Raw genomic sequence first — 13,065 nt, forward strand, 5'->3', positions numbered from 1 at the left:
TCCCCGCTGTCACGCCGGGAGCCGGCTCCTCCGGGGCGGCACTCGCTCAGAGCGCGGCCAGCGGGTTGGCGACCGGCACGTACCCCGCGGCGCGGTCCGCCGACCGCGCCCACCTGACCGACAGGTTGGCCTTGGCCGGCAGCGGCGCCCCCGCCAGCAGGTCCGACAGTGGATCCGACAATGGCCGGGGCCACCCCCGCGACTCCGCGTACCCCGCCAGGACCTGCCCGGCCACCGCCCACAGCTCCCGCGCGGGCCCGGCCCCGGAAAGGGAGGCGGCGATCTCGGCGAGATGGTTGACCATCAGGCAGTAGACCACCCGACTCCAGCCGGCCTCCGCGTCGTAGGTGAGGGCCTCGGCGACCCGGGCCGGCAGGCCGGACAGGTCGTGCCGTCCGGCGACGAGCTTCGTGCCCTCCATGTCGCGGAAGACCGCCTCCACCGGGAGTCCCTCCGCGTCCACCCCGATCAGCACGTTCTGCAGGTGAGGTTCGAGCACCACGCCGTGGCCGAGGTAGGCGTCGAGCACCGGCAGCGCCACCCGCTCCACGTACGCCCGCCACCAGCGCACCGGGTCGGCGGCCGTCACCTGCCGCCCGGCGGCCAGCGCGCCGCTCAGCAGGGGGGTCACCCCGGGCCTGCAGACCGACCACGGGCTGACCCGGACGATGACGCCGAGTCCCTCGAGCAGCCGGGTGCCCAGCTCGGCGGAGCGGTAGCCGGGCTCGGGCAGCCAGCGGGTGCCGGGGAAGGTCGCGGACAGCTCCGCGAACACCGGTCCGAGGCGGCGGCTCAGCTCGACCGCGCCCGCCAGCTCGTACCAGGAGTTCTTCCGCAGGCAGTTGGTGATCCGCACGTCCAGGCTGAACTTCAGGCACCGGTCGATCAACGGCTCGTAGACGGTACGGACCGACGAGGTGGGAACCGCCATCCGGGCGCCGTTTCCCAGATCGAGCAGCCGGCCGTCGGCCAGTGGTGCGGCCAGGTCGGCCGAGAGCAGCTCCAGTTGCCACGGGTGCGCGGGCAGCAGCGAGTAACCGGGCGGCGCCGCGCCGAGCGCGTCGAGCGAGCCGACCTCGCCCGCCTCCGCCAGCACGTCGTCCCTGACCCCGAGCAGTCGCAGCGGGAAGCTCGCGTGTGCCTCGGGCGCGTAGCGCAGCCAGCCCGCGCCGCCGCGTGCCTTCGGGCTGGGGTGGAACGGGTGCCCGAAGACCAGCGCCTGCTCCGAGGCCAGCCACGGGTCGGCGGGGGGAGGCGCGTCCCGCCGGGCCGCGAGCAGCGTCACCATGGCGTCCCTGCTCGCGGCCACCTGGGCGGCGAACTCGTCGTTGCCCTCACCGAGCTCGGCCTCCACCAGCCGGACGAGCCGGTCCGCCGAGAGCGGCTGCCAGGAGTCGTTCTCCAGCCACTCGGCCCGCCCCTCGAAGCGCAGCGCGAGCCCGCCGTGCGCGCGGGCCCGCAGCAGGGTGTCCGCGACACGCAGCAGCACGTACGGCTGGTCGTGCCTGACCTGCCCGCGAGGTCCCGAGATCTCCCGCACGCAGCAGCGCAGCAGCGCCGCCAGTGAAGCCTCCTCGGCGACGGCTGCGGGGGAGTCGAGGGCGAGGCTGGTCATGGCGTCCTTCCGGTGGTCGCGGCCGGTGTGGCCTGGGGCTGCTGGCGGAGGTAGTTCGGCCCGCTCGTGCCGTAGAACTTGTTCACATCCCGTGCGCCGGTGCGCGCCTTGTCCACCAGGGTTCCGGCGGTGACCATCGACTTACCGACGAGCCTGGCGGCGTCCAGGGTCCTGGCCCGCAGCAGCCGGGCCATCGGGTCCTCCCCGTACTCGTCGAGCGCTCCGGCGAGCGCGTCGCGGACCAGCTCGAAGGCCCGCGGCGACGGCAGCGCGCCGAACGCCACGGCGGCGGCCGCCAGGTGCAGGGTGATGGTCACGAACATGTCGGCGAGCGCGTGCGGGTCGTCGGTCAGCATCCGCGCGTCCGTGAAGTCCGGGACCGGGAGACCGGCGCCTCCCAGCAGGCCGGGTGAGGTCAGCAATCCGTCGTTGTCCTTGACGAGCAGCCGCATGACACCTTCGCCCGTGGTCTCGGTGTCGAACACCAGTGAGAGGTTCTGTTGGTGGGCCTCGAGCGCGGTGCCGTACCTGACGAAGAGCCGCACGTGGAAGCGGAACAGCACCCGCAGGTACCGGGCGAGCAGAGCGGCGACGTCCCCGCCGAACCGTCGTCCGGCGAGACCCTCCACGACCAGACCGCCTCCGGGCAGCGGCGCCGCCAGCGCCGCGACGGGGACCACCTCCCCGGCGGGCTGGCGGCGCAGCAGCCAGCCCAGATACTCGTGCCCGGCGTGCCCGTACGTCTGCTCGTCGGCCAGCAGCACCTCGGGATCGGGCATGGCCCGCAGCAGCAGCTCGGCCCGCGCCCCGTCGGCCAGCGTGTCGGGCTTGATCGACCTGCGGTTGCGCAGCCCGAGGGTGCTGGTGGTCAGTGGCAGCTTCAGGTGCGTGCCCGGAGCGATCTCGACGGTGCGCATCGACAGCGTGGGCCTGACCCTCAGATACGGCCGAGGGGCCACGGTCGCCCACGGGATCTCCTCGACGCGGGGGACCGTCAGCGGGTGCACGGGGAACAGCGCGTGCGTCTCGGCCAGACCCCCCGCCAGCCCGACGGCACGGAACCCGGGTGCCCCCGGCAGCTCGGCCCCGGTGAGCCGCTCCCGGGGAACCGCGGCCCAGCGCAGCTCGAAGGCGGGCGCGAACTCCGGCGCGTACGCGGTCAGCTCCTCGTCGGACAGGCCGATCCGGCACCGGGCCGTCGGATAGACGGGGTGATCGACGAACGCGGCCAGGGTCTCGTACCACACGCTGTCGCGTCCGCCACCGGTTCCCGCCGTGCCCGTGGTGGCGGGGTGCGCGGTGGCGGCCAGTCTGGTGAGCACCTCTTCGCGGTGGAGGTCGTGGAGGTCGAGGGCGCGCAGCGCCTCGTGGCACTCCCTGGTGAACGACTCGACCCCGGCCGCGTCGGCGGGGTCGGAGACCTCCCGCAGCGTGTGCAGGACCTCCCACAGCCAGAGCGCCTCCTGCGGGGCCGCGACGAAGTCCTGGAACAGCGAGCCGGGGACCAGCCGCACCCGCCTGCCCCCGGGCAGGACCAGCGCGACGCCGTCCTTGCCGTGGGTCACCCGCCTGGCCAGGCCACCGTAGTCCTCGCGCAGCAGCGCGTTCAGCACCCGGACGGCGAGGTACGACTCCCGCCCGCGCACCGAACCTCCGCCGATCCCGGAGCCGTCCACGGTTCCCCGGCTCACGCGATCACCCACGGGTTCTCCGCCCTGAAGGCCGCGACGGCGGCGTCCACGCCCGCCCGGTCGGGCCCGGTCGCGCGGACGATGCCCAGATAGTCGCGGTTGGTGTTGCTCCGGTCGATCCGATCGCCCACGGCGCGCAGCGGCCGGTGCCAGATCCGGACCGGGTCGCCGGAGGCGGGGACGACGGTCCCGGGAGCCTCCACCACGGTCCCCGAGCGATCGGCGACCAGGCTCAGCGCGGTCCCGTGCTCCCGCACCGGGGCGAGGTCCGCCGGCCCCATTCCGAGATGTGTGCCGAGGACGAGCTCGAACAGGGGCGCCTGGAGCAGGCCGGCCAGCAGGAAGTCGCAGTGGTCGCCGATCACCCGGTAGTTGACCTCGACGATCCGCGGTCCGGCCGGGGTCATCACGTACTCGGTGTGGCAGGCCCCGAACCCCACCCGGAGTGCCTCCAGGGCCCGCAGCACGTGGTCGCGGCCGGGAGGCGGCTCCCAGTCGAGCCGTTCCTCCACGAAGTGCGGCAGCGGTCCGAGAGTGGTGCGGAAACCGCCGAGCACCCTGATCCGCTCGCCGTCGCCGAGCGTCTCCATCGTGTGCAGGGGGCCGTCGAGATACTCCTCCACGACCAGCGTCTCGGCCGGCCGCCTGTCCCTGATGGACAGGACGGCCGCCGCGAGCTCGTCCGCGTCGTGGACCAGCACGACGTCCTCGCTGGCCACGCCCTCGCGCGGTTTCACGACCGCGGGGAAGGGCACGTCCGCGACCGGCGGATCGGCCGGTGCCAGCCGCGCGGCACGGACGGTCTCGACCCCGGCCGCGGCCAGCCGCCGCCGGGTGAGCGCCTTGTTCTTGGTGTCGACACAGGCCCGCCAGTCCTTGCCGGGGAGTCCGAAGTAGGCGGCGGCGAGCGCGGTCTCCGCCTGGATGTGGTCGGAGTTCGAGAAGATCGCGTCCGGGACGCGGTGGTGCGCGACGGTGTCGATCACCGCCCGCGCGTCGCGCACGTCGCAACGGAGCACCTCCGCTCCGTGGTCGCGGTACTGTTCCGGCCGGTCGGTGAGGATCGTGACCTCGCACCCGAGTGCGCGTGCCGCCGGGAGGAAGCCGTCGGTGACCGAGTCTGTCGGTTTCAGCGCGGTGAGGTACAGCCGCAATGCAGGGACCCCCGATATCAGGTAAGGCTAACCTAACTCGGTGCATCCTAGCGGGACGGAGATCATCGCGCCGGGATGATCGGTCTATTGACCGTATATGTCCGTGTCGTCAAAAGATGGGGTCTTTTCTGGATGGCCTCCGGCCAGGGGCGACGCCGTCGGCCCGATGCGGCTCCGTGTTCCGGCGGCGTAATATGTGCCTCGTTTGGGGAGGCGGAACGGCGTGGAGATCGCTGCACAAGAAGGACTTCTGGGGCCGCTGCTGCTTGCGCGCAGCGCCATCGACAGGTCGGCGGTGCTCCGCGGTGACGCCGAGTGGCTGGAGCGGGCCTGGGCGGACGCCGCGACCAGGGTCGTGGTCGTCGACGACGGGCAGGCGCTGATCCGGCGCAACGGCGAAGACGCGGAGCTGGTCCTGCTGTCCACCGCCGACGCTCCCGAGGGAGAGCGTTACCTGCTCGGTCTCGACGCGGAGGGCATCGCCTACTTCGCCGTGGCGGCGTCGCCGGCCACCCGTCCCGGTTCCTTCAACCGGATCGTCTCCCCGCTCGACCCCTCGGAACCGGGTGAGGGGCAGACCGTCACCGCCGGGTTGCGCCAGGTGGGATCGTTGCTGGGGGATCTGGACGCCGGACTGCTGGTGTACGCGGTCGCCCTGGAGGCGTGGCACTCCACCCACGAGTACTGTCCCCGGTGCGGGAGCCGCACCGAGGTACGGGCCGGCGGGCATGTGCGCGTCTGTCCCAAGGACGACAGTCAGCACTTTCCCCGGGTCGACCCCGCGGTGATCATGCTGATCCACGATGACGACGACAGGTGCCTGCTGGCCAGAGGACCGCAGTGGCCCGAGGGGCGGCTGTCGGTGCTGGCCGGTTTCGTCGAGCCGGGCGAGTCGCTGGAGCAGGCCGTGGCGCGCGAGGTGTCCGAGGAGGTCGGCGTGCGGGTCGCCGACGCGCGCTACATGGGCAGCCAGCCCTGGCCGTTCCCGCGCAGCCTGATGCTCGGCTTCTTCGCGCGGGCCACGTCGACGGAGTTCGTCCTCGACTCCGAGGAGATCGCCGAGGCCCACTGGTTCAGCCGTGCCGAACTGCTGGCCGCGATGGAGAGCGGTGAGGTGCGCCTGCCGTCGGAGGTGTCGATCGCCCGCAGGCTCATCGAGACCTGGTACGGCGCGCCGCTGACCGGCGACTGGTGAAGGCGCCCGCCGCCGTGGTGTCCGCCGTACGCCACGGGCGCTGACGGATCCGGCGGCCGGGACCGCACGGGCTCGGCCGACGACGACGGTGCCGACCGCCTCGACGAGCCAGGGCCGGCTGACCGGGCGGGGCAGACGCGGGCGCACTCCATGTGCCGGTACGTACGCGATGGAGCCCGTACCGGTATGCGGGGCCCTGGCATGTGGGAGCCCCGGTTCTCGGTGGAACCGGGGCTCGGGTGGTGCGGGGGGACGGTTACACGCCCGCCCCCGCCAGGATGCGCTTGACCTCGATCACCGAGGGGTTGGTCCTGACGATCCGGCCGGTGGGGGAGTCGACCACGACGGTGGGCACGACCTGGTTGCCGTTGTTGACGCTCATGACGAACGTGGCCGCGTCCGGATCGCTCTCGATGTCGACCTCGTTGTAGGAGATGCCCTCGCGGCTGAGCTGGCTCTTCAACCGCTTGCAGGGGCCGCACCAGGTGGTGGTGTACACAGTCAGCGCCATGTCGTGAAAAATCCCCTCATGTGATGTCCGGCGCCATTGGCAACAAAGCGAGAGTCCTTCATCTTCCCGATGTGAGAAGCTTCTCCGTGACCCACTGCTGGACCCGCTCCGCCACGCCGGGCAACCGGTAAAGAGGCGCGCTGTGCTCGATGCCCTGCTCGGTCAGCACCGTCACCGGCACGCCGACCTGCTGCAGGTGCTCCTTGAGTTGCTTGCTGTGCTCCGCCGACACGAACTCGTCCGACGAGTGCACGATCAGCATGGGCGCGTCGCCGCGGCTCGCGTGCCACGGCACCTCCATGCTGGCCCACACCCTGGCGCACTTGCCGGTGGGCTCGCAGCCCCCGGCGAGCTTGATGGCTGAATCACGCAGTTTGCGCTTGTTCGGGTCGAGGCTGTCGATGCCCTCGGTGTACGCGGTGAGCGGGGAGATCACCGGAGAGATGCCGACCACGCCGCGCAGGCCGGGCAGTCGGCTCTTGTAGGTACCGACGGCGGTGGCCAGATGGCCTCCGGCGGAGAAGCCGACGACCACGTAGTTGTTCGGGTCGAAGGACCAGCGCGCCGCGTGCCGCCGCGCGGTGGCGATGGCACCGAAGGTGTCGGTGCGCTGGGCCGGCCAGGAGGCGTCGCCGGAGAGACGGTAGTTGATGTTGAAGACCACGTAGCCCTGCTCGGCGTAGCTACGGCTCACCTCGGTCATGTACTTCTTGTCACCCGAGGACCACCAGCCGCCGTGGACCAGGAAGACGCCCGGCCGCTTCAGCTCGTCGGGCTGGTACCAGACGTCCATGCGCTGGCGCACGTGCCGGCCGTAGGCCACGGTTTCGACAAGGGTGCCCTGGGCCAGCGGTGCGGCCTCCGTGCTCGGAGACGGAGACGGAGACGGAGACGGGGACGGCGTCGGAGGCGGCGTCGGGGTGGCCTTACCCGTCTCCCCGCCGCCGATCCGGGTCGGTGCTGAGATCGCGTATGCGGGCGCGGTCGTGTCCACCACCGCGGGTCCAACCATCGCCGCCGCCAGAGCGAGCGCACCCACGGTTACCCAACTTCGCACGGGCCTCTTCCTTCCCCGGAACCAGTCGCACCCCATTGTGGGGCAAAAGGCACACTTTATGCATCTCGGTGATCGATACAGGTTGAAGGCGGCATGTTGCCAGAATGAGCAAGGTTTGGCCAGAGCCTGGGAGGATGTTGCGGCCCGGTCCGTTCGACTGCTTGTAAGGAGGCTCTGTGAGGCCCGACGACATTCTGGCGGCGCTGGATCCAGAGCAGCGTGAGGTGGCCGAAGCCGTCCGGGGACCGGTCTGCGTCCTTGCCGGCGCGGGGACGGGCAAGACCCGTGCCATCACCCATCGCATCGCGCACGCCGTCCGCAACGGGGTGGTCGACGCCCAGGGAGTGCTGGCGGTGACGTTCACCACACGCGCGGCCGGTGAGCTCAGGCAGCGGTTGCGCCAGCTCGGCGCGCCGGGCGTGCAGGCGCGCACCTTCCACGCCGCCGCGCTGCGCCAGCTCACCTACTTCTGGCCGCGGGTCATCGGTGGCGACCCGCCCAGGGTGATCGAGTCGAAGCTGCCGCTGCTGGTCGACGCCTGCCGCTCCCTGCGTAAGAACCACGAGCGCTCGGAACTGCGCGACATCGCCTCTGAGATCGAGTGGGCCAAGGTCACCCAGATCGGCCCCGAAGACTACGCGGAGGCCGCGAAGAAGGCCGGCCGGACCTCGCCCGTACCGGCCGAGGAGGTCTCCCGGCTCTACGAGATGTACGAGACCCTCCGTCGCGACCGGCACCTGGTCGACTTCGAGACCATCCTGGAGCTCACCGCGGCCGTGATGACCGAGCACCGCGAGGTGGCAGGCGAGATCCGCAGGCAGTACCGCTACTTCGTGGTCGACGAGTACCAGGACGTCAACCCGTTGCAGAAGCTGCTGCTCGACACCTGGCTCGGCGGACGCGACGACCTGTGCGTGGTCGGCGACCCCAACCAGACGATCTACTCCTTCACCGGGGCCACACCCCGCTACCTGACGGGTTTCTCGGTCGAGTACCCCAACGCCACCGTGATCAAGCTGGTCCGTGACTACCGCTCCACCCCCCAGGTCGTCTCCCTGGCCAACCGGGTGCTCGACAGGGCGAGGACCCCGCACAAGCTCGCCCTGATCGCCCAGCGTCCGGACGGCCCCGAACCGGTTTTCGCCGAGTACGACGACGAGACCGCCGAGGCGGAGGGAGTGGCGCGGGCGGTGCGGAAACTCGTCACCGGCGGTGTGCCGACCCGCGAGATCGCCGTGCTGTTCCGGGTCAACGCCCAGTCCGAGGCGTACGAGCAGGCATTCAGCAAGGCCGGCCTGCCGTACGTGCTGCGCGGCGCCGACCGGTTCTTCGAGCGTCCCGAGGTCCGCCAGGCGGTCGTGCTGCTGCGCGGCGCCGCACGCTCCGCCGAGCCCGGCGACACGCTCGCCTTGACCGTGCACCACATCCTGTCCGGCATCGGGCTGACCCCCGAGCCACCCGGCGGAGGCAAGGCCCGCGAGAAGTGGGAGTCGCTGAAGGCCTTGGCCGACCTCGCCGAGGACCTCGCCGCCGCGGGCGCGGACCTGCCCGCCTTCGTCGCGGAGCTGGAGCGCCGGGCCAGTGAGCAGCACGCGCCGCCGGTCGAGGGGGTCACCCTCGCCTCGCTGCACGCGGCCAAGGGCCTGGAGTGGGACGCGGTCTTCCTTGTCGGCGTCACCGAGGGCATGCTGCCGATCATCTACGCGGAGACCCCTGAGCAGATCGAGGAGGAACGTCGCCTCCTGTACGTGGGCGTCACCCGCGCCCGCGCCCACCTGGGGGTGTCGTGGGCGCTGGCGCGCTCGCCGGGAGGTCGACGCTCCCGCAAACCCTCCCGATTCCTGGACGGGCTGACCGGTCGCGCCACGCAGCGGAGCCGCACACCCGCGGCGGCTGATCGCCGCGTGGTCGCCGCACCGATCAGCTGCCGGGTCTGTGGGAAGACCCTGATGGCCGCCGCCGAGCAGAAGCTCGGCAGGTGTGCCGCCTGTCCCGCGGACTACGACGAGGCACTGCTCGAAGCGCTGAAGGCATGGCGTACCGGAGTCTCGAAGAAGGAGAAGCTCCCGCAGTGGGCGGTCTTCACCGACGTCACCCTCCAGGCCATCGCCGAGCGGGCGCCGGTCTCCGAACAGGACCTGTTGGCGATCGCGGGAATCGGGCGCGTCAAACTTGAGCGTTACGGTGAAGCGGTGCTCGAACTGTGCCGTTCCACCGCACACCATACGGAGGGCGCGTGAACGAGGCGTTAAAGGAGCTCCTGGACCTGCTCGACCTGGAGCAGATCGAGCTCGACATCTTCAGGGGACGCAGTCCCGAGGAGCGTATCCAGCGTGTCTTCGGCGGTCAGGTGGCCGCGCAAGCCCTGGTCGCCGCGGGGCGAACGGTGCCCGAGGGCCGCGACGTCCACTCGTTGCACGCCTATTTCATCCGCCCGGGAGACCCGGCCATCCCGATCGTCTACAACGTGGAGCGGGTCCGTGACGGCCGCTCCTTCACCACCCGGCGGGTGGTGGCCATCCAGCACGGCAAGGCGATATTCACCATGTCGGCCTCCTTCCACGTGCAGGAGACCGGCGTCGAGCACCAGGCGGCCACGATGCCCCAGGTGATCGGTCCTGAGGAACTGCCGTCCTACCGGGACCGGATGCTCCAGATCGTGGGGACGAACTCACTGATGCGTGAGTGGGCGTCCAGGCCCCGGCCGGTGGACGCCCGCTATGTGACTCCGCTCACCTGGGAGGCCCATCGCGACCCGGAGCTTCGGGGTTCAAACACCAACGTGTGGTTCCGTTATGAGGCGGAGCTGCCCGACGACCCGCTGCTGCACGTGGTGCTCGCCGCCTACGCCTCCGACTTCACCCTGGTCGACACCGTGCTGCTGGCCCACGGCCTGGCCTGGGGCGCCTCCAATGTCTCCGGCGCCTCGCTGGACCACGCGATGTGGTTCCACCGCCCCATCCGGGTGGACGAGTGGGTGCTCTATGCTCAGGAGTCCCCGTGGTCGGGAGCGGCTCGCGGGCTCGCCAAGGGCGAGATGTTCACCCGGTCCGGGGAACTGGCCGTGTCGGTAGTGCAGGAAGCGATGATCCGCGTGAGATAGTCGCAAAGCCGCAGGTAGAAAATATGTTGCCCGCTCCGGTGGCCCGGGTTTAGGGTCATGGTCAAGCAAGTCGGACGTTCCTGTCCGACGATCCACGAATGGAGGTGAGTCCGCTGTGAAGAACATCCTGATGTCGTCCCAGATGGGGCTCGCTTCCGTGCGCCGTAACACCGAACTGCCCTGCGGCAGCCAGGTCTCCCTCGCCCGTGGCGCGGCAGCCCCGGTTCTGCAGGACAAGCCTGCCCGCTTCTGGGTCGAGGCCAACCGCCAGGCCGCTTCGATCGCCTTCGCGGCGACAGAGGCCCCGGCTGTCCCGACCCTTGTGGGCGGCGGCTACGCAGCAACGACCAAGCACATCGGAAACGGTGGACTGCGCGGTCCGCAACCCTGGAGGCATCCTCCGGTCATAATCTGACCGAGGAAAGAGCCTTCAGGCCGCGGATCCGCACCAGGATCCGCGGCCTTCTTGTTTGTCCGCGTCATTCCTGACCCCCACCCAAGAGGTAGCCGAAGATCAACACCTAACTGAGAGGTGAAACAGATGGGGGCCCAGACGGTCATGGACCTGATCGACGAAGCCACAATCCCCTGTCGTACCGACCCTGACCTGTGGTTCGCCGAGTCTCCGGAGGACGTGGAGTTCGCCAAGGCGCTCTGCGGAGGCTGCCCGATCCGCCAGGCCTGCCTGGCCCGCGCGCTGGAGCGTGAGGAGCCATGGGGAGTCTGGGGCGGCGAGCTCGTTCTGCGGGGGGCGATCGTCCCCCGGAAGCGCCCGCGCGGACGTCCGCGCAAGAACCCGGTCGCGGCCTGAACAATCCGGTCATCGCCCAGACCACCGAGAACTCGATCAACCAGAAATCACACGTTCCCGAAAGGACCACTCCGATGAGCTACTTCAACACCACGGGGCTCGACCTGCCGTCTATGCAAGAAGAACTGGTACGTGACCGAATACGGACCCTCCACCGTGAGGCGGAGGAGCATCGCAGGGCCGCCGGGCTTCAACGTCTCCAACGAGCCCAACGTGGTGCGGAACGCGCGTCGGCGCGTTTGCGCACCGCGCTCCTGCGCCTCGTCTGATCCATGAGGATCGGCGGCGACGCATAGCGGAGGCACAGCGGAACACGGCAGATGAATGAGGGGTGACCCGCTCCGGCGGGTCGCCTCTCACGCGTCTCGGCTATCCACCCTTCACGGTGCTCTCGCCGGGTCGCCGGCTACGCGTTTCGCCGAGGTCGCCCTTCAGGGGTCTCGCCAGGTCGTTACCCATGCGATTCGGCGGGTCGCCTCTCACGGGTCTCGGCGAACCGCCCCTTACGCGTCTCGCCGGGCCGTCTCCGGTCAGGCGCTGGCGAGGGTGGGCTCTCCGGTGTCCTCGTCGGCGAATCCGGGGACCCAGCGGATGACCTCCTGGCGGAAACGGGCGGTGGCGCCGAGCTGGCAGAGCACGCCGATTCCCGCCGTGTGCACCCGATGGATGAGGACGTACGACACGGGCAGGTTGAGCTGGCGCACCACGTTGTTCGGACGCAGGTCGGTGGCCATGGCGGCCTGCTGTTGGAGCCACTCCCTGCTGAAGGAGAACTCCTCCACGGAGGTCGGCTCGACGTAGGGGGCAAGGAACGCCCGCAGGGCCTCGGTGTCGACCTCGATGTGCGGGCGGATGAACCCCTCGTCGCGCAGGCCCCGGACCACGGTCTCCATGTCGCCGTTGTTGAAGATGCGGGTCAGCTTCCCGAAGAGCGGCGGGTATCCGTCGGGCAGCCGGTTGACCGCGCCGAAGTCGAGCACGCACATCCTGCCGTCGTCGAGGATCCGGAAGTTGCCCGGATGGGGGTCGGCGTGGAGCATGCCCAGCCGGGCCGGTGAGGAGAACAGGAACCGGACGAGCTGGAGCCCGGCCCGATCGCGCTCCTCCTGGGTGCCGTCGGTGATGACCCGCGACAGCGGGGTGGCGTCGACCCATTCGGAGACGAGCACCTGCTCGTTGGCGGCGATGACGTCCGGGATCAGGAAGTCGGGGTCGTCCTTGAACTCCTGGGCGAAGGCGTGCTGCGCCTCGGCCTCGCGCAGGTAGTCGAGCTCCTCGATCACCCGCTCGCGCAGCTCGTTCAGGACCGCCTTGATGTCGAGACCCGGCAGTAGCACCCCGAAGAGCTTGCCGAGCCTGGCCAGCTGGGTGAAGTCGGAGAGCAGGGCCTTTCCCGCCCCTGGATACTGGATCTTGACCGCGACCGTTCGGCCGTCGTGCCAGACCGCCTTGTGCACCTGCCCGATCGAGGCGGCCGCGGTGGGCTTGTCGTCGAATGACTGGAAGTTCTCCCGCCAGTCGTCCCCCAACTGCTCGACGAGAACCTTGTGCACGGTCGCGGTGGGGAGCGGCGGAGCCGCGTCCTGGAGCTTGGTCAGGGTCGCGCGGTAGGGGCCGGCGATCTCGGCGGGCAGCGCCGCCTCGAAGATGGACAGCGCCTGGCCGAGCTTCATCGCCCCGCCCTTGAGCTCTCCGAGAACCTTGAAGATCTGCTCGGCGGTGCGTTCCTGGATCTCCTGGGCGACGATCTCGGCCGACTTGCCGCCGATCCGTTTTCCGAGACCGAGAGCGGTACGACCGGCGAACCCGATGGGAAGGGCCGCCAGCTTTGCAGAGCGCGCAACGGCGCGACGCGGAAGGTCACTCACCTCGGTTAGCGGCGTGTCCCCCGTTACAGCGAGACGCCGCTCCCTCCCTTCGCTGTGCTT

At 70.3% G+C, this 13,065-nt stretch carries 11 protein-coding genes; 5 read left to right on the forward strand and 6 right to left on the reverse strand.

The window, feature by feature from the left end; genetic code table 11:
- Nucleotides 1-46: 46 nt before the first annotated feature.
- The 3 genes from ACFQVD_RS38815 to ACFQVD_RS38825 are packed head-to-tail and all read right to left on the reverse strand — an operon-like array spanning nucleotide 47 to nucleotide 4,460.
- Nucleotides 47-1,615 (reverse strand): IucA/IucC family protein, encoded by a 1,569-nt coding sequence (locus tag ACFQVD_RS38815; protein ID WP_343977337.1) that lies wholly within the window; start codon nucleotides 1,613-1,615, stop codon nucleotides 47-49.
- Complete coding sequence (locus tag ACFQVD_RS38820; RefSeq protein ID WP_364151197.1) at nucleotides 1,612-3,318, reverse strand: IucA/IucC family protein; 1,707 nt, start codon at nucleotides 3,316-3,318, stop codon at nucleotides 1,612-1,614. Before ACFQVD_RS38820 ends, ACFQVD_RS38815 begins: the two co-directional genes overlap by 4 nt.
- The gene (locus ACFQVD_RS38825) at nucleotides 3,303-4,460 is read right to left on the reverse strand and encodes a siderophore biosynthesis protein (RefSeq protein ID WP_343977331.1); all 1,158 of its coding nucleotides are present in this window, start codon (nucleotides 4,458-4,460) and stop codon (nucleotides 3,303-3,305) included. Before ACFQVD_RS38825 ends, ACFQVD_RS38820 begins: the two co-directional genes overlap by 16 nt.
- 223 nt (nucleotides 4,461-4,683) lie before the next feature.
- Between ACFQVD_RS38825 and nudC the strand changes: the two genes are divergently transcribed.
- Entirely contained in the window at nucleotides 4,684-5,655 is a 972-nt protein-coding gene (nudC, locus tag ACFQVD_RS38830; protein ID WP_343977329.1) for an NAD(+) diphosphatase, read from the forward strand.
- Between the two features lie 256 nt (nucleotides 5,656-5,911).
- Here nudC and ACFQVD_RS38835 read toward each other — a convergent pair whose 3' ends face one another.
- Together ACFQVD_RS38835 and ACFQVD_RS38840 are read right to left on the reverse strand one after the other, a co-directional pair.
- Nucleotides 5,912-6,166, reverse strand: a complete 255-nt coding sequence (locus tag ACFQVD_RS38835; protein WP_343977326.1) for a mycoredoxin — start codon at nucleotides 6,164-6,166, stop codon at nucleotides 5,912-5,914.
- A 58-nt stretch (nucleotides 6,167-6,224) separates the two neighbouring features.
- Nucleotides 6,225-7,223, reverse strand: a complete 999-nt coding sequence (locus ACFQVD_RS38840) for an alpha/beta hydrolase (RefSeq protein WP_343977323.1) — start codon at nucleotides 7,221-7,223, stop codon at nucleotides 6,225-6,227.
- A 176-nt stretch (nucleotides 7,224-7,399) separates the two neighbouring features.
- Between ACFQVD_RS38840 and ACFQVD_RS38845 the strand changes: the two genes are divergently transcribed.
- The 4 genes from ACFQVD_RS38845 to ACFQVD_RS38860 all read left to right on the forward strand — a co-directional run bounded on the left by ACFQVD_RS38845 (nucleotide 7,400) and on the right by ACFQVD_RS38860 (nucleotide 11,137).
- A complete protein-coding gene (locus ACFQVD_RS38845; protein ID WP_343977320.1) occupies nucleotides 7,400-9,463 on the forward strand; it encodes an ATP-dependent DNA helicase UvrD2 in 2,064 nt (687 codons plus the stop codon).
- Nucleotides 9,460-10,326, forward strand: coding sequence for an acyl-CoA thioesterase II (gene tesB / locus ACFQVD_RS38850; protein ID WP_343977317.1), 867 nt, complete (start codon nucleotides 9,460-9,462; stop codon nucleotides 10,324-10,326). The genes ACFQVD_RS38845 and tesB overlap by 4 nt, the downstream gene beginning before the upstream one ends.
- A 115-nt stretch (nucleotides 10,327-10,441) precedes the next feature.
- Nucleotides 10,442-10,741 (forward strand): hypothetical protein, encoded by a 300-nt coding sequence (locus ACFQVD_RS38855; protein WP_343977313.1) that lies wholly within the window; start codon nucleotides 10,442-10,444, stop codon nucleotides 10,739-10,741.
- Nucleotides 10,742-10,867: 126 nt separating this feature from the next.
- Nucleotides 10,868-11,137 (forward strand): WhiB family transcriptional regulator, encoded by a 270-nt coding sequence (locus ACFQVD_RS38860; protein ID WP_030910441.1) that lies wholly within the window; start codon nucleotides 10,868-10,870, stop codon nucleotides 11,135-11,137.
- Nucleotides 11,138-11,667: 530 nt separating this feature from the next.
- Here ACFQVD_RS38860 and ACFQVD_RS38865 read toward each other — a convergent pair.
- Nucleotides 11,668-13,005 (reverse strand): ABC1 kinase family protein, encoded by a 1,338-nt coding sequence (locus ACFQVD_RS38865; RefSeq protein WP_343977308.1) that lies wholly within the window; start codon nucleotides 13,003-13,005, stop codon nucleotides 11,668-11,670.
- Nucleotides 13,006-13,065: the final 60 nt, after the last annotated feature.

Source organism: Streptosporangium amethystogenes subsp. fukuiense, assembly GCF_042665875.1.
Taxonomy (GTDB): domain Bacteria; phylum Actinomycetota; class Actinomycetes; order Streptosporangiales; family Streptosporangiaceae; genus Streptosporangium; species Streptosporangium fukuiense.

Excerpts from the sequence above, each read along its gene's own strand:
- ACFQVD_RS38815 (WP_343977337.1), bottom strand. The coding sequence starts at position 1,615 with ATGACCAGCCTCGCCCTCGACTCCCCCGCAGCCGTCGCCGAGGAGGCT.
- ACFQVD_RS38835 (WP_343977326.1), bottom strand. The coding sequence starts at position 6,166 with ATGGCGCTGACTGTGTACACCACCACCTGGTGCGGCCCCTGCAAGCGG.
- ACFQVD_RS38860 (WP_030910441.1), top strand. The coding sequence starts at position 10,868 with ATGGGGGCCCAGACGGTCATGGACCTGATCGACGAAGCCACAATCCCC.